The 26,027-nt window shown below is 58.0% G+C and carries 26 protein-coding genes; 16 read left to right on the top strand and 10 right to left on the bottom strand.

The features are described from left to right. Positions 1–21: 21 nt before the first annotated feature. Both ABLN87_RS16075 and rsmI read right to left on the bottom strand, forming a co-directional pair. Entirely contained in the window at positions 22–393 is a 372-nt protein-coding gene (locus tag ABLN87_RS16075) for a YraN family protein (protein ID WP_353011892.1), read from the bottom strand. Between the two features lies 1 nt (position 394). Then, positions 395–1,252: a 16S rRNA (cytidine(1402)-2'-O)-methyltransferase gene (gene rsmI / locus ABLN87_RS16080; RefSeq protein ID WP_353011895.1), complete on the bottom strand. Its 858-nt coding sequence runs from the start codon at positions 1,250–1,252 to the stop codon at positions 395–397. A gap of 88 nt (positions 1,253–1,340) precedes the next feature. Here rsmI and ABLN87_RS16085 point away from each other — a divergent pair, with 88 nt between their 5' ends. From ABLN87_RS16085 to murJ, 3 genes are read left to right on the top strand one after another with little or no spacing between them, the layout of a single operon-like run. Continuing rightward, on the top strand, positions 1,341–2,513 hold the full coding sequence (locus ABLN87_RS16085; RefSeq protein WP_353011899.1) for a penicillin-binding protein activator: 1,173 nt from the start codon (positions 1,341–1,343) through the stop codon (positions 2,511–2,513). After that, positions 2,473–5,292 (top strand): [protein-PII] uridylyltransferase, encoded by a 2,820-nt coding sequence (locus tag ABLN87_RS16090; RefSeq protein WP_353011902.1) that lies wholly within the window; start codon positions 2,473–2,475, stop codon positions 5,290–5,292. The genes ABLN87_RS16085 and ABLN87_RS16090 overlap by 41 nt, the downstream gene beginning before the upstream one ends. Further along, the gene (gene murJ / locus ABLN87_RS16095; RefSeq protein ID WP_353011904.1) at positions 5,289–6,830 is read left to right on the top strand and encodes a murein biosynthesis integral membrane protein MurJ; all 1,542 of its coding nucleotides are present in this window, start codon (positions 5,289–5,291) and stop codon (positions 6,828–6,830) included. Before ABLN87_RS16090 ends, murJ begins: the two co-directional genes overlap by 4 nt. On the opposite strand, the gene ABLN87_RS16100 is transcribed toward murJ, so the two are convergent. Then, on the bottom strand, positions 6,831–7,517 hold the full coding sequence (locus tag ABLN87_RS16100) for a rhomboid family intramembrane serine protease (RefSeq protein WP_353011907.1): 687 nt from the start codon (positions 7,515–7,517) through the stop codon (positions 6,831–6,833). It abuts the gene before it with no gap. 86 nt (positions 7,518–7,603) lie between these two features. Between ABLN87_RS16100 and trpS the strand changes: the two genes are divergently transcribed. From trpS to ABLN87_RS16165, 13 genes are all read left to right on the top strand, one after another. Then, a complete protein-coding gene (gene trpS, locus ABLN87_RS16105; protein ID WP_353011910.1) occupies positions 7,604–8,632 on the top strand; it encodes a tryptophan--tRNA ligase in 1,029 nt (342 codons plus the stop codon). Positions 8,633–8,690: 58 nt separating this feature from the next. After that, a complete protein-coding gene (locus ABLN87_RS16110; protein ID WP_353011912.1) occupies positions 8,691–9,554 on the top strand; it encodes a branched-chain amino acid aminotransferase in 864 nt (287 codons plus the stop codon). Between the two features lie 76 nt (positions 9,555–9,630). After that, positions 9,631–10,086, top strand: coding sequence for a universal stress protein (locus ABLN87_RS16115; RefSeq protein ID WP_170535882.1), 456 nt, complete (start codon positions 9,631–9,633; stop codon positions 10,084–10,086). A gap of 1 nt (position 10,087) precedes the next feature. Beyond that, positions 10,088–10,681: a 2-hydroxychromene-2-carboxylate isomerase gene (locus tag ABLN87_RS16120; RefSeq protein ID WP_353011916.1), complete on the top strand. Its 594-nt coding sequence runs from the start codon at positions 10,088–10,090 to the stop codon at positions 10,679–10,681. A 69-nt stretch (positions 10,682–10,750) separates the two neighbouring features. Further along, a complete protein-coding gene (locus tag ABLN87_RS16125; protein ID WP_170535878.1) occupies positions 10,751–11,314 on the top strand; it encodes a NifU family protein in 564 nt (187 codons plus the stop codon). After that, positions 11,304–11,894 carry a tRNA (adenosine(37)-N6)-threonylcarbamoyltransferase complex dimerization subunit type 1 TsaB gene (gene tsaB / locus ABLN87_RS16130; protein WP_353011920.1) on the top strand — a complete coding sequence of 197 codons (591 nt, stop codon included), beginning with the start codon at positions 11,304–11,306 and terminating at the stop codon, positions 11,892–11,894. The genes ABLN87_RS16125 and tsaB overlap by 11 nt, the downstream gene beginning before the upstream one ends. Next, on the top strand, positions 11,891–12,310 hold the full coding sequence (locus tag ABLN87_RS16135) for a GNAT family N-acetyltransferase (protein ID WP_353011922.1): 420 nt from the start codon (positions 11,891–11,893) through the stop codon (positions 12,308–12,310). The genes tsaB and ABLN87_RS16135 overlap by 4 nt, the downstream gene beginning before the upstream one ends. 152 nt (positions 12,311–12,462) lie before the next feature. Beyond that, complete coding sequence (locus ABLN87_RS16140; RefSeq protein ID WP_353011925.1) at positions 12,463–13,461, top strand: BMP family lipoprotein; 999 nt, start codon at positions 12,463–12,465, stop codon at positions 13,459–13,461. Between the two features lie 91 nt (positions 13,462–13,552). Then, positions 13,553–15,082 (top strand): ABC transporter ATP-binding protein, encoded by a 1,530-nt coding sequence (locus ABLN87_RS16145; protein ID WP_353011928.1) that lies wholly within the window; start codon positions 13,553–13,555, stop codon positions 15,080–15,082. A gap of 3 nt (positions 15,083–15,085) precedes the next feature. After that, positions 15,086–16,180: an ABC transporter permease gene (locus tag ABLN87_RS16150; RefSeq protein ID WP_353011931.1), complete on the top strand. Its 1,095-nt coding sequence runs from the start codon at positions 15,086–15,088 to the stop codon at positions 16,178–16,180. Next, complete coding sequence (locus ABLN87_RS16155; protein WP_170535868.1) at positions 16,180–17,148, top strand: ABC transporter permease; 969 nt, start codon at positions 16,180–16,182, stop codon at positions 17,146–17,148. The genes ABLN87_RS16150 and ABLN87_RS16155 overlap by 1 nt, the downstream gene beginning before the upstream one ends. A 256-nt stretch (positions 17,149–17,404) precedes the next feature. Further along, the gene (locus tag ABLN87_RS16160) at positions 17,405–18,325 is read left to right on the top strand and encodes a sulfite exporter TauE/SafE family protein (protein ID WP_170535866.1); all 921 of its coding nucleotides are present in this window, start codon (positions 17,405–17,407) and stop codon (positions 18,323–18,325) included. A 2-nt stretch (positions 18,326–18,327) separates the two neighbouring features. After that, positions 18,328–19,095, top strand: a complete 768-nt coding sequence (locus ABLN87_RS16165; protein WP_353012104.1) for a TIGR02186 family protein — start codon at positions 18,328–18,330, stop codon at positions 19,093–19,095. Between the two features lie 5 nt (positions 19,096–19,100). Here ABLN87_RS16165 and ABLN87_RS16170 read toward each other — a convergent pair whose 3' ends face one another. The 7 genes from ABLN87_RS16170 to ABLN87_RS16200 form a co-directional block, all read right to left on the bottom strand. Beyond that, positions 19,101–19,829, bottom strand: coding sequence for an SDR family oxidoreductase (locus tag ABLN87_RS16170; RefSeq protein ID WP_353011935.1), 729 nt, complete (start codon positions 19,827–19,829; stop codon positions 19,101–19,103). Further along, positions 19,826–21,358 carry an ATP-dependent DNA helicase gene (locus ABLN87_RS16175; protein WP_353011938.1) on the bottom strand — a complete coding sequence of 511 codons (1,533 nt, stop codon included), beginning with the start codon at positions 21,356–21,358 and terminating at the stop codon, positions 19,826–19,828. The genes ABLN87_RS16170 and ABLN87_RS16175 overlap by 4 nt, the downstream gene beginning before the upstream one ends. Positions 21,359–21,419: 61 nt before the next feature. Further along, positions 21,420–22,058 carry an acyl-homoserine-lactone synthase gene (locus tag ABLN87_RS16180; protein ID WP_353011941.1) on the bottom strand — a complete coding sequence of 213 codons (639 nt, stop codon included), beginning with the start codon at positions 22,056–22,058 and terminating at the stop codon, positions 21,420–21,422. An 83-nt stretch (positions 22,059–22,141) separates the two neighbouring features. Beyond that, positions 22,142–22,861 carry a helix-turn-helix transcriptional regulator gene (locus ABLN87_RS16185; RefSeq protein WP_353011944.1) on the bottom strand — a complete coding sequence of 240 codons (720 nt, stop codon included), beginning with the start codon at positions 22,859–22,861 and terminating at the stop codon, positions 22,142–22,144. Continuing rightward, the gene (locus tag ABLN87_RS16190; RefSeq protein WP_170535599.1) at positions 22,800–23,018 is read right to left on the bottom strand and encodes a hypothetical protein; all 219 of its coding nucleotides are present in this window, start codon (positions 23,016–23,018) and stop codon (positions 22,800–22,802) included. Before ABLN87_RS16190 ends, ABLN87_RS16185 begins: the two co-directional genes overlap by 62 nt. A gap of 206 nt (positions 23,019–23,224) precedes the next feature. Next, on the bottom strand, positions 23,225–24,511 hold the full coding sequence (gene ccrA / locus ABLN87_RS16195; RefSeq protein WP_353011947.1) for a crotonyl-CoA carboxylase/reductase: 1,287 nt from the start codon (positions 24,509–24,511) through the stop codon (positions 23,225–23,227). A 113-nt stretch (positions 24,512–24,624) separates the two neighbouring features. Further along, positions 24,625–26,013 carry a 1-acyl-sn-glycerol-3-phosphate acyltransferase gene (locus ABLN87_RS16200; RefSeq protein WP_353011950.1) on the bottom strand — a complete coding sequence of 463 codons (1,389 nt, stop codon included), beginning with the start codon at positions 26,011–26,013 and terminating at the stop codon, positions 24,625–24,627. Between the last annotated feature and the right edge of the window lie 14 nt (positions 26,014–26,027).

The raw sequence follows: 26,027 nt of genomic DNA on the forward strand, positions 1-26,027 counted from the left end.
GGCCAAGGGGTTCAATGGGGCTTAGGCCTGACCAAAGGCGTTTTCGATGATTTGAACAGCCCCCGAGTGATCAACCAGGGCGGCATCAAACCGAACATTCGTCAATTGCCCGCCTGGTTCGTTTTCCAGAAACTGCGCGGCAGAGGCGCAAATTCGTTCCGTTTGCCGCCGCGTGATCCGGGCAGCGGCCCTGTCAAAGCTACGGCCTTTCTTCACCTCGATGAACACCAGACCATCAGCATCACGTGCGATCAAATCAATCTCTCCACCTGCGCCGCGCCAGCGTCGATGCGCGATCGAGTATCCGCGGCGTTCATAGTCCGTCGCCACCTGCAGTTCAGCGGCCTGACCTGAGTGATAAGAAACCGATCCCTGAACCGAGCGCTGCGCCATCTTAACCCTTTCCCAGCTTCAGAGCCTTTTGATAGATCGGGCGGCGCGGCAGTTCGTACATTTGCGACACCAAATCCGCCGCATCTCGTACCGAATGGGTTTGCAAGGCCTGGATCAGTGCCTCTTCTACGTCAGACTCGTTAACGCTTTGCGAATGGCTTCGATCCACCAGTAAAACAACTTCACCTTTGACGGACTGGCCTTCATAGGCTTCCGAAAGCTCGCCCAAGCTGCCGCGCCGCACCTCTTCGAACCTTTTTGTCAGCTCGCGGCAAAGCGCGGCTTGGCGGTCCGATCCCAGAACGTCTGCCAGATCAGACAGACACGCCGCCACACGCTTTGGCGATTCGTAAAAAACAAGCGTGCCTGGGATATCACGCAGCGATTCGATGCGGCTGCGGCGCGCGCCAGACGCATTTGGCAAAAATCCCGCGAAAAAGAACGCATCCGTAGGCAATCCGGCCAGCGTGAGCGCGGTTAAAACCGCCGACGGGCCGGGCGCGCAGGTCACGGCATACCCGGCCTCAGACGCCTGCCGCCCCAGATCATAGCCTGGGTCCGCAATCAGCGGCATTCCAGCCTCGGACGCATAGGCCACCGAAAGCCCCTGGTCCAGCGCACCCATGATCTTGCTGCGTGCTCCTGCACCGCTGTGATCGTGATAGGCCTGAATGCGCCGCCCCTCTAGTGGAACGCCATGAATCTCCATCAGTCTGCGCAGACTGCGGGTGTCTTCGGCTGCGATCATGTCGGCAGAGGCCAAGACGTCCAAAGCCCTGAGCGTAATGTCGCGCGCGGTTCCGATGGGTGTGGCAACAAAATACAGGCCCGCAGCCAATCTGGTCTTCTGGAAATTCAAAGCTGGACCCTCACCGCGTGACGTTTATTATCTCGGATCGACAGAACAGCGGCGTCGCGCGCTGCCGGATCAGGGAGTTTTCTTTTAGATGTTTACTGTTTGCAAGCCCGTAAGCAAGCTGGCGAAAGCCGCAGCGGCTCTGGCCACCGCAGCATTACTGGCAGCCTGTGACCCCGGCGGCCTTGGCGGAGGTCCATCAATCGATACATCCGATCCCGTTCCCGTCGCCCTTTTGGTACCGCGCGGTTCAGGTCAGGCCGGAGACGCCGCATTGGCACAAAGCCTCGAAAATGCCGCTCGGCTTGCCATGTCTGATCTGCCGAATGTGAAAGTCGACCTTCGGGTCTATGACACGGCCGGAAATGCGGGCACCGCCTCGACAGTCGCGCAACAGGCTGTGGCAGACGGAGCAAAGATCATTATTGGCCCGGTTTACGCGCAGGCCGCAAATGCCGCTGGCTTGGCCGTGTTGAACAAAAACGTCAATGTCCTGTCTTTCTCGAACAATACCAGCATCGCCGGAGGCAATGTCTTTGTTCTTGGTCCCACCTTCCAGAACACAGCGAACCGGCTGGTGAACTATTCGGCCGCTAAAGGCAAAACCGGAACCGTGATCGTCTACAGCAACGACGCAGCCGGCCAGTTGGGGCAATCTGCAATTGCCTCTGCCTTAGGCAGCAGCCCGGTCAACAATGCGGGCACCGTTTCCTATGACCGCTCGCAACAAGGGGTGATTACCGCGGTGCCGACCATCAAGGCGACCGTCGATTCTTCCGGAGCGGACTCGGTGTTCCTGACAGCGACAACAGCTGGGGCGTTGCCTTTGCTGACACAGCTTTTGCCCGAAGCGGGCGTGTCCTCTGCTACAACGCAGTTCATCGGCCTGACGCGTTGGGATATCCCACCACAAACTCTTGAACTGCCGGGGGTTCAGGGGGGCTGGTTTGCCCTGCCCGACCCAGCCAAGGCGCAATCCTATCGTCAGCGCTATAACGCGACCTATGGCGAAGCACCGCACCCGATCAGCGGCCTGGCCTATGACGGGATCGCCGCGATTGGCGCGCTGGTTGCACAAGGCAAATCCAATGCGCTGACCGGAGCAGCCCTGACCCAGAGCGCCGGATTCCAGGGCGTGGGTGGCATTTTCCGCCTGCGTCCGAATGGCACCAATGAACGCGGTCTGGCCGTCGCCACGATCCAGAACAAACAGGTGGTTGTGATTGACCCTGCCCCACAAAGCTTCGCTGGCGCCGGTTTCTGACCGGCCCGGCCTGATCACAGCGCCTGATGCTGAACTGATCTGCCCCGCCAACGACATTTTCGACAGCGCCAATGTCACGGAACACTTGGCTGCTGCTTTTGAGACCTGCGCGGACAATACCGCCATGCGGGCAGAAACGGTGCGAATCCTGCGGGAGGCACAAAAATCCGGGAGCAAAGCGATTGCAGATGCCTTTGCAACGCGCCCATTTGAGGCGCGCCCCTTGACGCGTTCGTATACCTACCTAACCGATCAGTTGGTGGGCACAGCAATGCGCGTGTCCAGCGAACGGCTGCACCCGCTTGCCACGCCCACGCAAGGCGAGCGGATCGCCGTTCTGGCGGTTGGTGGCTATGGGCGGGCCGAAATGGCCCCCGCATCCGACGTGGATCTGCTGTTCCTGACACCTTACAAGATCACCGCTTGGGCTGAGAGCGTGATCGAATCAATGCTCTATATCCTGTGGGACCTGCGGCTGAAGGTCGGGAACTCCTCTCGTACGATCAAAGACTGCCTGCGCCTCGGGGCTGAGGACTTTACCATCCGCACAGCTATGCTGGAGCAACGCTATCTGGCGGGTGACAAGGCGCTGGCGGATGAGTTGGACAAGCGGCTTAAATCCGAGCTGTTCAAAGGAACCGAGCGCGAGTTTATCGAAGCCAAGCTGCAAGAACGCGACGCCCGGCACCTGAAGCAGGGCCAGCGCTATATGGTCGAGCCCAATGTGAAAGAGGGCAAAGGCGGATTGCGTGACCTGCAATCGCTGTATTGGATCGCCAAATACATCTGCGGTGTTCAGGACGTGGCCGAACTGGTGCCTTTGGGGTTGTTCACACCCGAGGAATTCCAAACATTTGTCGAGGCCGAAGATTTCCTGTGGGCCGTTCGATCTCATCTGCATCTTGTGACTGGCCGCGCAACGGAACAGCTGACCTTTGACCTGCAAGTCGAGGTAGCCGAGCGCATGGGATACAAAGACCGTGCCGGGCGACGCGCGGTTGAAGTGTTCATGCAGCGCTATTTCCGCGAAGCGACCCGCGTGGGCGAACTGACGCGAATCTTCCTGACCAAGCTGGAAGCGGCGCATGTGAAAGGTGCCCCGCTGCTGGAACGGATTTTCCGCCGACGCCCTCGGGTCAAGGACGGCTACAAGGTTGTGCATGGGCGGCTGGACATTGCCGACCCAGATGCGTTTCTGTCTGACAAGGTCAACTTACTGCGCCTGTTTGAAGAAGGGCTGCGGACTGGTATGTTGATCCATCCCGACGCCATGCGCCTTGTCACCGCGAATCTACACTTGATCGACGAAGACATGCGCAACGATAAAGAAGCGCAGCGCATCTTCCTGGACCTGATGCTCAAACACGGCAACCCCGAACGCGCCCTAAGGCGCATGAACGAGCTTGGTGTACTTTCGGCCTTCCTGCCCGAGTTCGAGCCCATCGTCGCGATGATGCAATTCAATATGTATCACAGCTACACGGTGGATGAGCATACCATCCAATGCATTACGAACCTTGCCCAGATTGAACGTGGCGAATTGGTTGAGGCTTTGCCATTGGCCTCATCGATTCTGGAAGGCGGCGTCAATCGCAAGGTTTTGTATGTGGCGCTGTTGCTGCATGATATTGCCAAGGGGCGCCCCGAAGATCATTCGATCCTTGGGGCGCAAATCGCAAGGAAGGTCGCCCCTCGGCTTGGGTTGAACAAGGCTGAATGCGAAACAGTCGAATGGCTGGTGCGGTATCACCTGCTGATGTCAGACATGGCACAAAAACGAGACGTCTCGGACCCGCGCACGGTGCGCGACTTTGCCAAGGCGGTGCAGACCGTCAAGCGGCTGGACCTGCTGACTGTGCTGACGGTGTGTGACATTCGCGGCGTCGGTCCAACCACCTGGAACAACTGGAAAGCCACTCTGCTGCGTGCGCTGCATGCGGAAACCAAACGTGCATTGGACACCGGACTGGAGGTCCTGAACCGCGCCAATCGCGGAGCCGAGGCGAAAAAGGCGTTGCGGGCCGAACTGGCCGACTGGACCAAGACAGACATCAAGACAGAAACCGGTCGTCACTACGCGCCTTACTGGCAGGGTCTGCCTCTGTCGGCTCACGTCGAATTTGCCGAGATGTTGCGCGCGCTGGAGATCAGTGGGGATCCAGGGGCAATGGAAATCCGCCTGCACCCAGACGAGGACCGCGATGCCACACGCGCCTGTTTTGCGATGGGCGATCACCCCGGCATTTTCGCACGGATCGCAGGTGCGCTGGCATTGGTCGGTGCCAATGTCGTGGACGCGCGCAGCTACACCACCAAGGACGGCTATGTCACCGATGCGTTCTGGATACAGGATGCCGAGGGTCACCCATTCGAAGCCTCGCGCCTGCCGCGTCTGACGCAGATGATCCAGAAGACGCTCAAAGGTGAAGTGGTCGCCGGCGAAGCACTGAAATCCCGCGACAAGATCAAGAAACGCGAACGCGCCTTCAACGTGCCGACCCACATCACCTTCGACAACGAAGGGTCCGAGATCTATACGATCATCGAGGTGGACACTCGTGATCGGACAGGGCTTTTGTATGATCTGACCCGTACGCTTGCATCCTCGAACGTCTATATTGCCAATGCTGTGATCGCGACCTATGGCGAACAGGTTGTGGATACTTTCTATGTGAAAGATATGTTTGGCCTGAAGTACCACTCGGAAAGCAAGCAACGCGGGCTTGAGGCAAAGCTGCGTAAAGCCATCACCGAAGGCGCCGAGCGCGCGGTCTCATGAAGCAAATCCGGTTGTTTTCGGGCCTGTTCACGGTGGGGTTCTGGACCCTGGCCAGCCGTATCCTCGGGTTTCTACGAGAGATTCTGCTGACCGCCTACATAGGTCCCGGACCGGTGATGGACGCGTTTGTCGCCGCGTTCCGCCTGCCCAATATGTTCCGCCGGTTCTTCGCCGAAGGCGCGTTCAATGCAGCTTTTGTGCCGATGTTTTCGAAACGGTTGGAAGGCGATGAAAACGCCGAAGGGTTCGCGCAGGATGCCTTTAATCTGCTCGGTGCCGCCGTGCTGGCACTGGTTGGTCTGGCGATGGTGTTCATGCCCGGTCTTGTCTGGCTAACGGCCGAGGGGTTCTATGGCGACGAACGGTTCGATCTGGCCGTCGACTATGGCTATATCGTCTTTCCTTACATCCTTTTTATGTCTCTGGCGGCATTGTTCTCGGGTGTGCTGAATGCAACCGGACGCTTTGCAGCCGCCGCTGCCGCCCCTGTTTTGCTGAACATCTTCGCTTGCACAGCCCTGATCTTCGGCGCGCTGTCCGGGGGTGAGGTCATTCGCTGGCTGATCGCCGTGATCCCGATCGCCGGCATCGCGCAATTGGCGCTGGTTTGGGTGGCAACGGAACGGGCCGGCATCCACATTCGGCCCGGCGTGCCCCGGCTCAGCCCCGAGATGCGCAACATGGTCCGCATCGCCATCCCGGCGGCTTTGGCCATGGGTGTCACGCAAGTCAATCTGGTGGTTGGACAACTCGTTGCTTCGAAAACCGAGAAAGCCGTCAGTTGGCTTTTTGCGGCGGATCGGCTGTATCAACTTCCCTTAGGTGTTGTTGGAATTGCCATCGGTATCGTGCTGCTGCCCGACCTGTCCCGCCGCCTGCGCGCGGATGACAAAGACGGCGCACGCAACGCCTTTTCCCGCGCGGGGGAGTTCATGCTGCTGCTCACGCTGCCCTCAACCATCGCTTTTCTGATCATCCCGATCCCTCTGGTCTCGGTCCTGTTCGAGCGGGGCCAATTCAGCGCCGAGGATACTGCCGCCACAGCGCTGGCCGTTGCCGTCTATGGCGTCGGGCTTCCGTCCTTCATGCTGCAGAAACTGCTGCAGCCTTTGTTCTTTGCGCGCGAGGATACGCGGTCGCCCTTCCGCTATGCTGCCGTCGCCATGGTCATCAATGCCGCTTTGGCCTTCGGGCTCTATCCGCTGGTCGGATGGATTGCGCCAGCGATTGCCGCCTCTGCGGCTGGATGGGCCATGGTCGCCTTACTAGCCATTGGCGCCCGCCGCATGGGTGACGAGGCGCGGTTCGATGATCGGTTCAAACAGCGGGCCTGGCGGATTGTTGCGGCCTCGGTTGGAATGGGTATCGTGTTGTTTGCTGCCATCCAGATGTTTGGCTGGGCCTTCGCGTTGGCAGGCTGGCGTTATCTTGCCCTTCTAGGATTGATCGGCACGGCAGCCGTAGCGTATTTTGTGCTTGGACACCTGTTGGGGGCTTTCAAGCTGGCCGAGTTCAAACGCGCCTTGCGACGATCCTGATCAATCCCGCCGAATGCGGCCTCTGATCCGGGCCCAACCACCTGGTGCCAGAAAGAACGACAATCCAAACCCGGTCGCGAACCCGGCCAGATCGGCGATCCAGTCTGGCGCCCCACCAAAGATCAACCGAAACAGAAACTGAATTCCCATCAGCACCGCGATCAACTGAAACGCCCTTGCCTGGTTCTCGCCCACCAAAGAAAGCTTACGCCACAAAAGCCATGTGAACGCTCCGATCAAGCCGTAGACTGGTGGAAACCCGCCAACTAGATACGCGCCAGGTGCCAGGATCAACGCATAAACCACAGCTGCGCCGACACCAGACAGCACAAAGATCAGCAACATCGCGACGCTGCCGAATACTTCGGCAACCATCTTGCCCATGGCCATAACGAAGACGCAGACAAAGACGGATTGCGTGAAGTTGAATGAGACAAACGGATAGGTGACCAGACGCATAAGATAGTCGGTGCGCCACTGCCCTGTCTGCAACATCCGGTCAAACTGGCTGACAAAAAACGAATAGCTGTCAATCGCCTGCGTGCGCCAACCTATGGCCCCAGGCCCGCCGATCAACCCGCGTTCACCCAGAATAAAAGCCAGCTCGATCCCCATGATGAACAGAACCAACGCCACGACGACGGGCGGCAGAGGGTTCACGGCGGGTGTATAATGCTCACTGCTCATCTGCCGGGCCTTTCGCGGCTGTTGACGTCCCTTACCCTCATGGGTAAGCGACGAGGGCTGATTTTTCCAGACGGGAGTTCCCTTCGATGACCCAGACCCAATTCACGCCGCGCGTGTTTTCCGGCGCGCAGCCTTCGGGCAATCTGCATCTTGGCAACTATCTCGGTGCGCTTCGGAACTGGGTGCGGATGCAGAGTGACGAGTTTGAGACTATTTACTGCATGGTCGATCTGCATGCGATCACCGTCTGGCAGGACCCGGCCGAGCTGCGCCACGCGACCCGAGAGTTGTGCGCCGGGTACATCGCGTCTGGCCTGAACCCCGAAAAATCGATCCTGTTTAACCAAAGTCAGGTGCCGGAACATGCCCAACTTGGCTGGGTCTTCAACTGTGTCGCCCGGATGGGCTGGATGCAGCGGATGACACAGTGGAAGGACAAGGCGGGCAAGAACACGCAGAACGCCTCGCTGGGTTTGTTCGCGTATCCGTCGCTGATGGCGGCCGACATTCTGATTTACCACGCGACGCACGTACCGGTGGGGGATGATCAGAAACAGCATCTGGAGCTGACGCGCGACATCGCAATCAAGTTCAACAATGATTTTGGCGTGGATTTCTTTCCAATCACCGAGCCGGTGATCGAAGGGGCCGCCACACGTGTCATGAGCTTGCGGGACGGGTCCAAGAAGATGTCCAAATCCGACCCATCAGATATGAGCCGCATCAACATGACGGACGATGCTGACACCATTGCGAAGAAAATCCGCAAAGCCAAAACGGACCCGGACGCTCTGCCATCCGAAGCTGACGGTCTGGACGACCGGCCCGAGGCGCGTAATCTGGTCAATATCTACGCGGCCCTTTCGGATCAAAGCGTGGAACAGGTGCTGTCAGATGTGGGCGGCAAGCAATTCGGAGACTTCAAACCGATGCTGGCCGATCTTGCGGTCGAAAAGCTCTCGCCCATCTCGTCCGAGATGGCTCGATTGATGAATGATCAGTCCGAGATCGACCGCATCCTGGCCCGTGGTGCCGAACGCGCGCGAGAGATCACCGTGCCGATCCTGAGACAGACCTACGAGATCGTGGGAATGGTTGGCGCGTCGACGCGCTGATTGCACTGGACCTTCGCCTGACGCCCTCCTAGGTTTGCCCAAAGATTGGGAGGGCGTCATGGCAACGGGCAAAAACATCCGCACCTATTTCGAAGGGCAGTGGCATGATGGGGACGCGCCTATCATGCGCGCGGCAGATCATGGTGCATGGTTGGGGTCGTCTGTCTTTGACGGGGCACGGTATTTCAACGGTATGGCACCAGATTTGCTGGCCCATTGCGCCCGCGTGAACAGATCCGCCAAAGCGCTGATGCTGACCCCGACTGTAACTCCTGAGCGCATGGTAGAATTGGTGCGTGAAGGGCTGCAAAGCTATGCCCCTGACAGCGCTGTTTATATTCGTCCGATGTATTGGGGGATCGACGGCGATCACACTGCAATCGTACCGCAGGAAAACAGCACGGGATTTGCGATCTGCCTGGAAGAAATCCCGATGGCGCCCGAAACGGCCTCGGCCACGCTGACTACGACGCAATTCCGACGACCCGTTCTCGAATCCGCCGTTGTGAACGCCAAGGCCGGGTGTCTTTACCCCAACAACGCCCGTATGTTGACCGAGGCGAAGGCCAAGGGGTTCTCGAACGCTCTGGTCGCGGATGCGATGGGCAATGTCGCCGAAACCGCAACCGCCAATATCTTCATGGTCAAGGATGGTGAGGTGTTCACCCCGATCCCGAACGGTACGTTCCTGGCCGGGATCACGCGCGCGCGTCATATTGCAAACTTGCGCACTGATGGTGTCACCATTCACGAAACTATCCTGAGCTTTGATGATTTTCACGCGGCTGATGAGGTGTTCATGTCCGGGAATATGAACAAAGTGACGCCCGTGACCGCTCTGGACGATACGCAATATCAGATTGGCCCTATTGCCCGGCGCGCCCGCGCGCTTTACTGGGATTGGGCTGCGAGCGAAGGCTAGACCATCACCTGGGATTTGCCCGAGTTGCCACCACGCATCTGGTCGGGCATGATCCCCGAAATGAATGAGGACCCCCATGCGCAAGTTTCTGGTCGTATTGGATGATAGCCGCGAATGCCTGAACGCGATGCGCTTTGCAGCCATGCGCGCCTCGCACACCGGTGGCGGTGTCACGATCCTGTCGGTGATCCCGCCGGATGAATTCAACCATTGGATCGGCGTGGCCGAGGTGATGCGTGAGGAAGCGCGCGAGCGTATCCATGCACATTACGAGGTGTTCGCCAAATGGATGCGCGACAAACAGGGCGTTGACCCCGAACTTGCGATCCGCGAGGGCGATCCCGTGCCTCAGATCATCGAACATGTTCAGTCGGACCCCGAGATTGGGGTGCTGGTTCTGGGTGCTGGAACTGACAAAAAAGGCCCCGGTCCGCTGATCACCCAGTTGACCAAAAGCTCGGGCAGCCTGCCAATTCCGATCACCATCGTACCCGGTGATCTGAGCAAGGAAAAACTTGAGGAAATCACCTGAGATGGTGAACAGAGTCGAATTCTGGTTCGAATTCGCCTCGACCTACTCCTATCTCAGCGCGATGCGCATCGAACAGGCCGCCGCTGAACGGGGCCTTGCGGTCGACTGGCAGCCCTTTCTGCTGGGGCCAATCTTTGCGGAACAGGGATGGACGACATCGCCGTTCAACCTCTACCCCGCCAAGGGCGTATATATGTGGCGTGATATGGAAAGGTTATGCTCCGTACGGGGCCTGCCATTTCAGAAACCGGACCCTTTTCCCCAAAATGGCCTGCGCGCGGCGCGACTGGTTTTGGCAATCGAGAACCCCGCTGATAAGGCCCGGTTTGTACGCGCGGTCTACAATGCTGAATTTGGAGATGGGCAAGAAATCTCGAACGAAGCGACGCTTTTGGCCTGCTTGGACAAGGCCGGGTTGTCACCAGATTTGCTGCAGCGAACTGGTGAACCGGACATCAAATCCGCCTTGTTCCAGCAGACTGAACGCGCCAAGGAAAAGGGTATCTTTGGAGCCCCGAGTTTTTGCGTCGACGACGAACTGTTCTGGGGTAACGACAGATTGAACGAGGCGTTGGACTACGCGACTCGAATTTAGAACCGTTCCAAATCTTGACTTCCACGAGCGCCACGCGCATATCAGAGGCATCTCAGATGGAGCTGCCCCATGTTCATTCAGACCGAATCCACCCCAAACCCGGCTACGTTGAAATTTTTGCCCGGCCAGACGGTCCTGGAAGCGGGAACAGCGGATTTCCCAACTGCCGAAGCGGGTGAGAAATCTCCCTTGGCCAAGCGTATCTTTGGTGTCAGCGGTGTGACTGGCGTGTTTTTCGGCAATGACTTCGTCACGGTCACCAAATCTGACTCTGTAGAATGGGATCACATCAAACCCGCCATCCTTGGCGCGGTGATGGAGCATTTTCAGTCCGGCCAACCGGTCATGGGTGCTGACGCAACGGCGGCCTCGGGCCATGCAGAACATACCGGTGAAGACTCGGAAATCGTGGATCAGATCAAGGACCTGCTGGACAGCCGCGTCCGGCCTGCGGTTGCGCAGGATGGAGGTGACATCACGTTCCACGGTTTTGACCGGGGCGTGGTTTATCTGCATATGCAGGGTGCCTGTGCGGGCTGCCCGTCTTCGACCCTGACCCTGAAAATGGGCATCGAAAACCTGCTGCGCCACTATATCCCTGAAGTGACCGAGGTTCGCCCGGTTGCCGTCTGACCCAACAATATTGGCATTTGACACATCGGCCGCGCATTGCGCGGCCGCTTTGCTGCGGGATGGGCAAATCATTGTGTCAACCGCCGAGGCCATGTCGCGCGGACAGGCCGAACGGCTGATGCCGTTTCTGGAAGAGGTTTTGGAGCAAGCTGGCTGTATCTGGGCCGATCTTGACGCAATTGGGGTCGGTGTCGGACCGGGGAACTTCACCGGCATTCGAATCTCGGTCTCGGCAGCGCGGGGGCTAGCATTGGGGCTAGGTGTTCCGGCCGTCGGAGTTTCAGGCTTTGATGCCTTGGCCGAAATCGCACCGAACGGTCAGATCCCGGCCATTCAGGCACCGCGCGAACAGGTCTATCTGCAGCAAGGCGACGGCCCAGCGCAACTGATGCCCAAAGTCGAGGCATGCACGCTTGGACAGCTGTTCTTTTGCTCCGATCCGGCAGCGCAGGCAGAGGCAATTGCCAAGGTTGCTGTGCGTCACTGGAAAGACGTCTCAGACCCACCTGCCCCGCTGTATGTCCGGGCCGCTGATGCCGCGCCATCCAGCGACCAACCTCCGGTGCTACTGGACGAATGACCCCACACGAGATGGCCCAAACGCATGCGGCTGCATTCACACAATCCCGCCCGTGGACAGCGGCAGAGTTTGCCGACCTGCTGGCAAACCCGTTTACGCACTGCGTTGGATCAAGTGATTCTTTCGCCCTGTTTCAGGTCATCGCGGATGAAGCGGAACTGTTGACCATTGCGACTCACCCCACGTATCAACGGCGGGGTTTGGGCCTGCATTGCATGGCGGACTTGCATGCTAAGGCCAAAACGCTTGGGGCAAAACGCGCCTTTTTGGACGTGGCCGCCGACAACCTGCCCGCAATTGCGCTGTATGAACGGTGCGGATACCGGCCTTGTGGGCAGCGAAAGGGCTACTATGCCCGAAAATCCGGCAAAAACTGCGACGCAATCATCATGGAACGCCTGCTGCACCTTAACTAAGACACAAATTTTGGACCAACTGGTCAAAAATCACTTGACCCTGCCGGTTGCAAACACCCTTAATTCCCGTCATCACAACGGTTATGCTCGCTCTGAGTGGGTAAACGGGGCTATCTTGGTTCCGGACCGACAAAAACCAACGGGAGTAAAAAATGACCCTGATGAAATCTTTGATGGGTGCCGCTGCGGCGGTCGCACTGACAGCTGGCGCTGCTCTGGCCGAGCCGGCGCTGATCTTTGACCTGGGCGGTAAGTTCGACAAATCGTTCAACGAGGCGGCCCACAACGGCGCCACTCGCTGGGCCGAGGAAACCGGCGGTACATACCGCGAGATCGAACTGCAATCCGAAGCTCAGCGCGAACAAGCACTACGCCGCTTTGCCGAAGCGGGCGCGAACCCGATCATCACCATGGGCTTTGCCATGGCCGATCCGCTGTCCGCCGTTGCCGGCGACTATCCGGACACCAAGTTCGTCGCCGTTGACGTCACTTGGCTGGATGCCCCAAACATCCGTCAGATCGGATTTGCCGAGCATGAAGGGTCTTATCTAGTTGGCATGATGGCCGCGATGGCATCGGAATCCGGCACCGTTGGCTTTATCGGCGGTATGGATATTCCTCTGATCCGCCACTTTGGCTGCGGCTATGCGCAAGGCGCCAAAGCGGTGAACCCGGATATCGAAGTTGTTGCCAACATGACCGGCACCACCCCGGCAGCCTGGAACGACCCGGTTAAAGGGTCCGAGCTGACCAAGGCGCAGATCAGCCAGGGTGCTGACGTAATCTATGCAGCCGCAGGCGGCACCGGTGTCGGCGTTCTGCAAACCGCAGCCGACGAAGGCATCCTGTCGATCGGCGTGGACAGCAACCAGAACCACCTGCACCCGGGCAAAGTTCTGACCTCGATGCTGAAACGCGTGGACGTGGCCGTCTATGACGCGATGAGCGCGGGCGAAGGCCTTGAAACCGGCGTATTCGCAATGGGTCTGGCCGAAGAAGGCGTGGGCGTCGCAATGGATGACAACAATGCCTCGCTGGTCTCAGATGACATGAAAGGCGCGGTCGACAAAGCGCGTCAGGACATCATCGACGGCAATGTGACCGTTGTCAGCTACTACGAGAACGACAGCTGCCCAGCACTGCAGTTCTGATCTTTCGCGGGACGGAGGCTTGGCCTTCCGTCCCGTTTCCACTCTGCCGCTATGTGCAAACGCGGCCCTTTCGGCAACCCAAGGACAAGACATGACCGTCCCCGCCATTGAGCTCAAAGGGATTTCCAAAGCCTTTGGGCCGGTTCAAGCCAATAAAGACATTTCCATCAGCGTCGCCCCCGGCACGATCCACGGGATCATCGGTGAAAACGGTGCGGGCAAGTCCACGCTGATGAGCATTCTCTACGGCTTCTACAAAGCCGATAAAGGTGAGATTTGGATCAACGGCACCAAGACCGAGATACCGGATAGCCAGGCGGCTATCGCCTCGGGCATCGGCATGGTGTTTCAGCATTTCAAGCTGGTCGAAAACTTCACCGTTCTGGAAAATATCGTTCTGGGTGCCGAAGACGGCGGGCTGTTGGCCCCGTCGCTGGCCAAGGCCCGCAAAGAACTGAAAGCGCTCGAAGAAGAATACGAGCTGTTCGTCGACCCCGACAAACGCATTGACGAGATCGGCGTTGGGATGCAGCAGCGGGTCGAGATTCTGAAAGCGCTTTATCGCAAGGCCGAGATCCTGATTCTAGACGAACCGACCGGCGTTCTGACGCCGTCTGAGGCGGATCAACTGTTCCGCATCCTAGATCGGCTGCGGACCGAAGGGAAAACGATTATCGTGATCACGCACAAGCTGCGTGAAATCATGGAAAACACCGATACCGTTTCGGTCATGCGGCGCGGTGAAATGACAGCTACTGTGAAAACGGCCGAAACCAGCCCCGAAGAGCTCGCCGAGCTGATGGTGGGCCGCAAGGTACTGCTGCAAGTCGACAAAGTACCCGCCCAGCCGGGCAAGCCCATACTGGAAATCGAGAACCTGCAGGTGTTTGACAGCGCAGGTGTTGAGCGGGTCAAAGGCATCGACCTGACCGTTCGCGCGGGTGAGATCGTCGGCATCGCGGGCGTTGCGGGCAATGGTCAGTCAGAACTGTTGGAGGTTCTGGGCGGCATGCGCCCCGGTCAAGGCTCGATCAAGCTGAACGGTACCTCCCTGGCGCTCAGCGGTGCCGGATCGGACGGTCAGGCGCGACGTGCTCAGCACATCGCCCATGTGCCCGAAGACCGCCAGCGTGAAGGGTTGGTTATGGACTTCCACGCGTGGGAGAATGTGGCCTTTGGTTACCACCGCGATCCCGTCTACCAGCGTGGCCTGTTCATGGACAACGCCGCCTTGCGCGCCGATACCGAAGCCAAGATCGCTAAGTTTGACGTGCGCCCGCCCGACCCGTGGCTGGCCGCCAAAAGCTTCTCGGGTGGCAATCAACAGAAAATCGTCGTTGCACGCGAAATCGAGCGGAACCCTGATCTGCTGCTGGTTGGTCAACCGACACGCGGCGTGGATATCGGCGCCATCGAATTCATTCACAAACAAATCGTCGCCCTGCGCGATCAAGGCAAAGCGATCCTTCTGGTCTCAGTCGAGCTGGAAGAGATCTTCTCGCTATCCGACCGGATCGCGGTGATGTTCGACGGACATATAATGGGTGAACGCCTGCCTGCCGAGACGGATGAAAAAGAACTGGGCCTGCTGATGGCCGGTGTTGCGGAAGAGGCCGCTTAAAGCATGGAAAAGATGCCTAAATGGGCCGATGTGGTTCTGATCCCGGTGATCAGCTTGCTGTTGGCCACGATCCTATCGGCGCTGGTCATTCTGGCCATTGGAGAGAACCCGATAGAAGCGGTGAACCTGATGGTCACCGGCGCGCTGGGGTCGACCTACGGCTGGGGCTACACACTCTACTACGCGACCAACTTCATGTTCACCGGGCTAGCCGTGGCGGTGGCGTTTCATGCGCGGCTGTTCAACATCGGCGGCGAAGGACAGGCGATGCTGGGTGGTCTTGGCGTAGCCATGGTATGTCTGTATATTCCCTGGCCGCATTGGAGTATTGCGCTGGTTGCCGCAGCTCTTGGGGCAGCCCTGTTCGGTGCGGCATGGGCCGCAATCCCTGCCTATCTTCAGGCCAAGCGCGGCAGCCATATCGTGATCACCACGATCATGTTCAACTTTATCGCTGCTGCCTTTCTGAACTACATGCTGGTCAATGTGATGCGTCCGCAGGGCTCGCAGGACCCAGCCACAGCGCGGTTCCCCGAGGCGGTACATCTGCCGACGTTCCAATCCATGTTCTCGACCGCCGAGAACGTGATGTTCCGGGGCGCCCCGGCAAATATCTCATTCTTCGTTGCGATCTTGGCTTGTGTCGTGGTGTGGGCCCTGATCTGGCGCACGCGCCTTGGGTATGAGATTAGATCCTATGGCAAAACCGAGACCGGAGCGGTCTATGCCGGGATTTCGCCGGTCCGGATCACCATCATTGCCATGCTGATCTCGGGCGGGCTGGCCGGCCTGATGGCCATCAACAACGTGATGGGCGAGGCGGAGCGTCTGGTCCTGAACTCGACCGAAGGGGCCGGGTTCATCGGTATCGCCGTCGCGCTGATGGGACGCTCGCATCCGTTTGGCGTGTTCCTTGCCGCGCTACTGTTTGGCTTCCTGTATCAGGGTGGGGCCGAGCTGGCCCTTTGGACCTCGATCCCGCGCGAACTGATTGTCGTCATTCAGGCGCTGGTCATTCTGTTCACAGGGGCGCTCGACAATATGGTGCGCATGCCGCTTGAAAAGCTGTTCCTGGGTCTGCGGAAGGGGGCGGAGTGATGGAGTTCTTTATCACCCTCATTCAGGTCCTCGATTCGACCATTCGCCTTGCGACACCTCTGCTGCTTGCCTGTCTGGCCGGGCTTTATTCGGAACGAGCTGGCATCTTCGACATCGGGCTTGAGGGCAAGATGCTGATGTCAGCCTTCTTCTCGGCAGCCGTTGCAGCAGTGACTGGATCAGTCTGGCTGGGCCTTTTGGCGGGTATCGGTGCGTCGCTTATCTTGTCGGCCTTGCACGGCGTGGCGTCGATTACCTTCCGTGGCAATCAACTGATATCGGGCGTGGCGATCAACTTTTTGGCCTCGGGGCTTACCGTTCTGATCGCGCAAAGCTGGTTCCAGCAAGGCGGTCGCACCCCGTCCCTGTTTGGCGGTGGCCGATTTGAGCCGATCGAGTTCCCCTTTGCCGAGGCGCTAAGCAACGTTCCGGTCATCGGACCGATCTACTCGGAACTTCTGTCCGGGCACTCAATACTAGTCTACGTCGCCTTCCTGATGGTGCCTCTCACATGGTGGATCTTATATCGCACCCGGTTTGGCCTGCGCCTGCGAGCCGTGGGTGAAAACCCGGCGGCGGTCGATACAGCTGGCGTTTCGGTCGTTGGCTTGCGGTTTGCGGCCGTTGCGATCTGCGGCATCCTTTGCGGGATTGCTGGGGCGTATCTTGCTACGGCCTTGCAGGCGGGTTTTGTCAAAGAAATGACAGCCGGTCGCGGGTTCATCGCTTTGGCAGCTCTGATCTTTGCAAAATGGCGCCCGTGGCATGCGATGTGGGCGTGCCTGTTGTTCGGTCTGCTACAAGCCATCGCCCTGCGGTTCCAGAACATCGATCTGGGCGGGGTCGTGATCCCGGTACAGGTGATGGACGCCCTGCCCTATATCCTGACCGTGGTGATCCTGGCCGGGTTTGTGGGCAAGGCCGTTCCACCACGTGCAGGCGGCGAACCCTATGTGAAGGAACGCTGATAGGTCCAGTTTAGAACAAATTTGGGTCCTGTTCGCTGCAAAGCGGCATGCGGAGTTGATTTTGCATGCCGCAACCGCTCTAAGAGGGTATGAACCTCTGGTCTCGGATAGAATTCACAGCTCGGCGGCCTTGGCACGCTGTTGACGTTGGGCTTGTGACTGTTCAGAACTCGGGTCGAATCCAGTTACCAACCCGTTCCCGCCGCGACAGCATTGTATCGTTGCGCAATCGTTCCCGGCGCGCCTAGAAGAAACCATGCAAATATACCTTCCCATTGCCGAAGTCTCTGTAAATGCCTTTCTTCTACTAGGGCTGGGGGGGATGGTCGGCATCCTGTCCGGTATGTTTGGCGTTGGGGGGGGGTTCCTGATGACCCCACTGCTGTTCTTTATCGGCATTCCCCCGGCGGTCGCTGTTGCAACCGAAGCCAACCAGATCGTCGCGTCTTCGTTTTCGGGTGTTCTGGCGCATCTTCGACGAAAAACCGTAGATTTGAAGATGGGCACGGTGCTTCTGGTGGGTGGCCTTATCGGGGCCGCAGTGGGTGTAGTGATCTTCAACTATCTCAAAAGCCTGGGCCAGGTCGATCTGTTGGTCACCCTCTGCTACGTCGTCTTTCTGGGCGTCATCGGCAGTCTGATGTTCGTCGAAAGCCTGCGCGCCCTGCGGCGGGTGAAGAAAGGCACAGGTGGGCCTGCCAAACGACGCCAACGTGGCTGGGTGCACTCGCTGCCTCTGAAGATGCGCTTTCGCACCTCTGGCTTATATATCTCGGTCATCCCGCCGGTTGTCGTCGGGCTGTGTGTTGGCATCTTGTCCGCCATCATGGGCGTGGGCGGAGGATTTATCATGGTTCCCGCCATGATTTATCTGCTGGGCATGCCGACGAAAGTTGTGGTCGGAACATCATTGTTCCAGATCATTTTCGTCACCGCCTTCACAACCATGCTTCATGCCACGACCAACTATACGGTCGACATTGTACTGGCCGTTCTGTTGCTGGTGGGCGGCGTGATCGGCGCGCAGATCGGTACCGTGATCGGAGCCCGTATGCCTGCCGAACAACTGCGCGTTCTTCTGGCGGCTTTGGTCCTTGTGGTCTGTGGCAAGCTGGCGCTTGATCTGCTTCTGGAACCAAGCGAGCTATACTCCCTCGGCGCAAGCGGAGGGCATTGATGATGGTCCGCGCGTTCTTTGCCGCCCTATGTCTGATGTGCTTGCCTGCCGCCGCTGCAGAGGAACAGGTGGTTCTTGGGCTCAGTCAGGATCGCGTCGCGATCACCGCGAATTTCGACGGGTCCGAGATTCTGATCTTCGGCGCCATCAAACGCGAGGCCCCGATCCCCGAAGGTCCCCCGGTTGAGGTTATCGTCGCCTTGGCAGGCCCATCAGAGCCGATCACCGTGCGCCGCAAGGCGCGCCGGCTTGGGATTTGGGTCAACACCGACAGCGTGCTGGTCGACCTTGCGCCCAGCTTTTATGCGGTCGCCACCAGCGCACCGTTTGACGATATCATCACCGACACCGAAGACCTGCGCTATCGTATCTCAATCGAGCGGGCCATTCGGTCTGTTGGCGCCGCGATGAATATTCAAGGCGCTCAGGACTTTGCCGAAGCTGTCGTGCGCATTCGGGAAAGCGAAGACCTGTATTCCATCCGTGAGAATACGGTGGCAGTGGATGAACAAACACTGTTTCGCACCTCGGTTGCGATGCCTGCAGACCTGACCGAAGGTGACTATGTGGCGCGTATCTTTCTGACAAGAGGCGGCGAGGTCGTGTCGCGCTATGAGACAACGATTGACGTGCGAAAAGTGGGTCTGGAGCGGTTTCTTTATACCATGTCGCGCGAGCAACCGGTGTGGTATGGCCTGATGTCGCTGGTCATCGCAATCGTAGCGGGTTGGGGTGCCTCAACCGCGTTCAGATTGCTGCGCGAAAAGTAAAAAGCCTAACCCCTGCCGATATAAGGCATGGTGGTGGCCATCACTGTCATGAACTGGACATTCGCCTCCGGCGGAAGGTTGGCCATATGCAGGACCGAACGCGCGGCATCCTGAACATCCATGGTCGGGTCGGGCGTTTCGCCGCTGGCAATGGCCGCATCGACCAGACCCTGAACCATCTGCGTGCGGGCATTGCCGATATCAATCTGACCGCATGCAATGCCGAAACGGCGCCCATCCAGAGACAGGCTGCGCGTTAGCCCTGTGATCGCGTGTTTGGTCGCGGAATAATGTACCGAGTTCGGACGCGGCACGTGAGCCGCTATGGAGCCGTTGTTGATGATGCGACCACCTTGCGGGGATTGGTTGCGCATGGTTCGAAACGCCGCCCTGGCACACAGGAACATGCCGTTCAGGTTCACATTGACGCTGTGATACCAATCCTCCAGCGCGATTTCATCGATCGTGCCGCCGGGGGCAAAGATGCCCGCATTATTGAACAGAACATCCAGCCGACCGGTTTGGCCCTCAAACGCCTGAAAAGCGTGATCGACGGCCTTGGAGTCCGTGACATCCGCAACCAGCGGTACCGCATGCGCCTGACCTTCGGCAATTGCTGCCAACTTGTCAGCACTGCGAGCCAGCAATCCTACTGTCCAACCTTCGGCCAGAAACAGCTCTGCCGTGGCCTGGCCAATGCCCGAACTCGCTCCGGTGACTATGATTGTTTTCACGTCTCTTCCGCCTCCAGCGTCAGTGAGGCTGCCGGGATAGCCTTCAGGTCATCAACACGCAATGGATGTGTGGGTTTCGATAACCGGTTTCGGACAACCCAGATCAACCGCTCCTGCGCCCGTGTGATCGCCACATAGGCCAACCGTTTCCAAAGGGGTTGCCCGGCCTCTGTCCGGCCCATACGGGCCGCTGCATAGATATCTGGCGCAAAGACTTGCACCGTATCCCATTGTGATCCCTGCGCCTTGTGGATTGTCACTGCGGCACCATGCAGAAACGTTGCACCCATGCGAGCCGCATAGGGGATAAAGGGTTCTTCTTCATCCGGTTGTTCAATCTGCACAATCGAGGCGGCACTGACCTGCGGGTCTTCTGCCCCCATTACATGCAGGCGCGAAAACCCCGGTTTGCGCCCCGGTCCCAGATAGATGACCTGAGCGCCTTTGATCAGGCCGCGCGCCTCAAGATCCAGCCGCTTTTTGCGATGTTTCAGCGGTAGCTCAATACCGTCACAAATCAGAGGCTCACCTTCCAGCAATTCGGTATCCGGCGCACCATGGACCCGGCGGAAGGCCTGGATCAGCCGAATACGTGTTGCATTGCGCCAGACCAGAACCGGGCTGCGCGCCATCAGGTCGACCTCGACCCTTTGCCCCCACACCACACGGTCATCGCGGCGCGCGGTGTCTTCGACCATCCGCTCGAAATCTTCAAACCCCATGGCCGGGTCCGCCAGCGCGTGGGCCAGATCGAGGATCGGATTGTCGGCATCCTGCCGGTGGACCCGGAGCAATTCCAGCTTGCGCGGCTCGGGCAGGGTTTCAAACACCATGCTGCCGGATTGATTGACAGGGGCCAGCTGCGCCGGGTCACCAAACATCAGCAAGGTCGGAAAAATCTCTTTCAGGTCTTCGAACTGGCGGTCATCCAGCATCGAGGCTTCGTCAACAAAACCGATATCCAGCGGCTCATCCCGACGTTTCCAGCCGGTGATGAAATCCGACCCACGCAACCCAGCTGCAGCCAGTGCGCCGGGGATAGACTTGTTGTTTTCATAAAAGGCGGCTGCGCGATCCAGCGCTTCGTCGGTCAGGCCTTCAATCTCGGGGCGTTCGCCATTTCCGGCCAGCCATTCCGCGATGCGCTCGTATTCCGGATCATAAACGGGTGTATAGAGGATGCGGTGAATGGTGGTGGCGGGCACACCGCGCAAGCGCAGCACACTGGCGGCCTTGTTGGTCGGGGCCAGAATCGCAAGCGTCCGCTTGTCTCGGGATTTGCGACTTTCATAGTCGCCCGAGACGATCTGAACACCGCTTTCTGCCAATGCCTTATAAAGTTCCGCCAGCAGTAGGGTCTTACCCGAACCGGCCTTACCAATCACGGCCATTACGCCAGACTTGCCTGCCCCCGGCAGCTTCAGCAAAGCGTCATCTTCCAGGTCGACACCGGCTTGGCGCAGCATCTCGGCGATGCTGTCATAGGCGGCGGCCTGGTCTTCAGAAAAGGTCACGTGCGGCAAAGACATGGCGCGACCCTACAAGGCCGCGCCAGCCATCACCAGATATGGAATGGTGTTTTCGTGTTCGTCACGCGGACAAGGCAAACCGATGGTGTTTTCCGGGACCAAACGCCGTTTTGAACCACAGTCTTGACAGCTCGCGCGGTATACCCGCCCGCGCCGCGACACGATTGCAATCATCCGCAGAGTAAGGCCACAAGCCCACAGAGATCTGATCGCGCCCGGCGCCTTCGGTGCCCAGGACAATCGGTGATGAACCAATCATCCGGTAAATCCGGATCATGCGGGCATCAAATACACCGGCGATATGGGTCAAGCCGAACCCTTCCATCATCTCGCCACCACTGAGCATGATGGCCCCGGCGGTATGCGGGCTGGCTGTCCGAGACAGACAAAACCGCGTCACCTCCCAGATCAGCGGGCTGCAAATCGGCTCCCCTTCGTTCAGATGACCGAATACTTCGTTGATCATCACCGGTCCGGTGGTCGGCAAAACCCGCATTGAACCACCGTGACTGCCATCGGGTTCTTCCCAAATGACATAGAGCGGGTTGAGATCATCGTATTGATCCCGCTCTTCCCCTTTTGCATTCACGTGAACATCCCAACCCAATCGGGTTTTGAACTGATCCGCGCGATCCAGAAACATCCCCTCGGCCAGAGTTGGAAATTTATGCAACTCGTCGGCATACAGATAACGCAACATGACTTTTTCCCCTTGTCGTCCTGTGCAGGAACGAAAGGGGTACAGAGTCGTGGTTAATTATCTGTTTTCAGGTCGCACGGGGCTTAAACCACTATTAATCCTCGGCTAAGTGCCGTGGCGATCGCATGGGTTGTGTTTTGCGCGCCCAGCTTTGCGCGGGCGCTTTCAATGTAAACCCGCAGGGTATGTTCAGAAATCGATAAGGAATGCGCCACCTGCGCACGGCTATAGCCCAAAGCCAGCAATGTCATCGCGTCGATCTCACGCGGGGACAAGCTGCGTGTCGATTCGGGTTGTCGATCCGTTTCAAACTCCAGTGCCTTGCGGTTGATGAAATGGGCCACCAGAATCAATTCGCGCCCATAATCTGCAATGAAGTTTTGCCAGGTTTTATCGTCACAACTGTGATTGACAGTAAACAGAGCGAACTGCCCATTAGGCCCCCGGATCGGGATCGAATATCCCTGATTGCCAACCCCATGATCCAGTGCGTCCTGCAAGAACGCCTTTGATACTTTCCCAGTCCAGTCGAGAGACTTCCAATCAACCGGATGAAATCGTTGGAAACAGCCCAGAATGACAGGGTCGATACGGTGATAGTTTTTTTCACGGTACCGTGCGTCCCAGGCATCAGAATAGGTTGTACAGCCGTATTGATCTCCGGCCCCGTCAACCCAGTGGTATGTCAGATGTTCGATCTTCAGATGATCGCGTAGTCGAAAGGCAACGACGCTGAGCTCGTCAAGCGTGCTGGTGTTTTCCAAATCCTGCAGGATTTGACTCAAATCGAGTTTTGTTGCCATCCGCCGGCGCCTGTGCCTTATCCTTGATGGACGCGATCTCGGCGGCGGCGATCAGCCGGGTGTCATCCAACTGTTCAGCCAACGCGGTCAACCCATTCGCAACTGCGAACGCGTTGAGGTCCGACAATACGTCCAAAATCCACTCATTCTGCGCCATCAGGGTCTCTCTGAAACAGTTAACGAACAGTTAACACAACCATAACATGTGTGATGTTTTTCAGCCTATTCACTGGTTTCTACTCCCCAAAAGCAGCGAGGGTTAGTTCTGGAACCCATTGATAGCATTAAATCTGGTCCAAAAAGCAAAACACCCGCGAACCGAAACGGTGATTCGCGGGCGCTGAAAGACGACTTGTGGATGTCTTATCCGCGCGCGTCCAGAACCTCTTCCAACGTGCGCATGCCAGTACGTGGCGCCTGAACAAGGACCGACATGTTACCGGGCTTATGCTCGTTTCGCAGCATTTTCATATGCGCCTCGGGCAAGTCGTTCCAGGTGAACACTTCGGACATGCACGGATCCAGGCGACGCTCGACCATCAGCTTGTTTGCCGCTGCGGCTTGCTTCAGATGCGCAAAATGTGAGCCCTGCAAGCGCTTCTGGTGCATCCACATATAGCGCACGTCGAAAGTACAGTTGAACCCGGTGGTTCCGGCACAAATCACGACCATACCGCCCTTTTTCACCACGAACGTCGAGACGGGGAAGGTGCTTTCGCCAGGATGTTCGAACACCATATCAACATTGTTGCCTTTGCCGGTGATGTCCCAGATCGCCTTGCCGAACTTGCGGGCCTCTTTGAACCACTCGGCGTATTCGGGCGTGTTGACCGTGGGCAGCTGGCCCCAGCAATTAAAATCCTTGCGGTTCAGAACGCCCTTGGCACCCAGGCCCATGACAAAGTCACGTTTGCTTTCGTCCGAGATCACGCCGATTGCATTCGCACCTGCGGTATTGATCAACTGGATCGCATACGAGCCCAGACCACCCGATGCGCCCCAAACCAGGACGTTCTGACCGGGTTTCAGATCGTGCGGCTCGTGCCCGAACAGCATCCGATAGGCGGTGGCCAGCGTCAGCGTATAGCATGCAGCTTCTTCCCAAGTCAGATGCTTGGGGCGCGGCATCAGCTGTTGCGCCTGCACGCGAGTGAACTGGCTGAACGAGCCGTCAGGCGTTTCATAGCCCCAGATGCGCTGGCTGGGCGAATACATCGGATCACCGCCGTTGCATTCCTCGTCGTCGCCATCGTCCTGATTGCAGTGGATTACCACCTCATCTCCGACTTTCCAGCGCTTGACCTTGTCACCCACGGCCCAAACGATACCCGACGCATCCGAACCAGCGATATGATAGGGCGCTTTGTGGCCGTCAAACGGGCTGATCGGCTGACCCAGTGCGGCCCAGACGCCGTTATAGTTGACGCCCGCCGCCATCACGAGGACCAGAACCTCGTTGCTGTCCAACTCGGGCACATCAACCACTTCCTGCTGCATCGCGGTATTTGGTTCTCCGTGACGCTCTTTGCGGATCGCCCAGGCGTACATCTGCTTGGGCACAAACCCCATCGGAGGGATTTCCCCCATCTCATAGAGATCCTTTTCGGGTGCCTCGTACGACGCGATACCGCTTTCGGTGTCCAAAGCCATGCTGGCCTCCTTCTCTCAATACCTTTGCCGCGCCGCAGAATCGCGCGCGTCTCAAAATGTGAATATTGGCGCTCAAGTAATATTGCAACCGCTTTTGCATGAAATTTGAAATTTTATGACCCAGCAGATGCAGAAAATTCCTTCGCATCTGCAGTATTCCCAGAAATCACACGCGCCGGAACGGATGCCGCGTAGTAGTTTTGAAGATCGACGCGTTGATCTGACAGGCTGAAGATACCTTCATCACGGCTCAGGATTCGACGCTCGACCAGTTGATCTAGTGCATCATCCACCGCCTCGCCATTTTCGGACAGTCGATCGTCATCCGCCTTCATCAACCCTGCAATGCGCGCTTTCAATTCTTGCTCGGACAACGGACCATTGTCACGTAGCAGCGCACAGGCAGCCGGTGCGGAGACCACGGGGATCGCAGCGCCAATGCGCTTCATGAGTTCGCGGGCCAGATCTGTCATCAAATCACTCCGGCCTTCCTCACTGAACTGTTTCAGCGAAATCGGCCTGCCATATCTTACAGATGACATGCCAAACCGCTTGTAACGGCCTATCAAGCGGCGCCAGATCTGTTTCAAAATCCAGCGCGTGATCACCCCGATCCGAGCGTGAAATCGCCGTTCAGACCCCAATGCGGCACGGGTCAGGATCGTATCCTCTAGAACCCGGTCGTAGTTCAGGGCGACGGGCACAAACACCACATCCCGACCTTCGGGCGAAGTTCCATCAATGATGTATTTCAACAGGCCCAGCTTTGGCCGCCCCAAAGCGCCGGTCAGGCTAAGCCCCCCTTCCGGGAACATGGCTTGTGTCACCCCGGCCTCGGTCGCGTGACGGACATAGCTGGCTAGAACCTGTCGATACAGGTCGCTGCCAGACTTACGACGGATAAAATAAGCCCCCATGGCCCGGATCAAGCGGCTGAGGGGCCAGACCCGCGCCCATTCACCCACCGCATACGACAGCGCGGATTGCTGCGCAGCCAGATAGGTGACCAGCACATAATCCATATTGCTGCGATGGTTCATGACAAAGACGACTGTCGCTTCTGGATCAATTCTCTTGATCGCTGCTTCGTCCGTGTAACTAAGCCGAACATCATAGAACGTGTTGCTGAGCAGGCGGGCAAGACGAATGGCGAAGCTGAAATAGATAAAGGTCGAAAAAGATGGCGCGATCTCGCGCGCGTAGCGACGCGCCTGTTCAAAGGCCACCGCTTCGGGGAGGCCTTCTTCATGTGCATGCTGCTGAACGGCCTGACCAACCTGAGGGTCATAAATTAGCCGCTGGATCATGTCGTGCCGCCGCGCCAGTTTAAACGGCTGGATCGGTCTTTGCAGGCGTTTGTTCAAACGCGATACGGCACGTTCCAAACGACGCCGAAAAAACCAGCGCACCGAGGGGAACAGAAAATGCGAGGCAAAGGTGACCATGGCAAACACCACGATCAACAGAAAAAGCCACAGCGGAAGCTCCACGGTCTGAGTCATGTCAGCACAGTGCC

Origin of the sequence: Ruegeria sp. SCP10 (assembly GCF_040329495.1) — a bacterium.
In the GTDB taxonomy this organism is placed as follows: Bacteria; Pseudomonadota; Alphaproteobacteria; order Rhodobacterales; family Rhodobacteraceae; genus Ruegeria.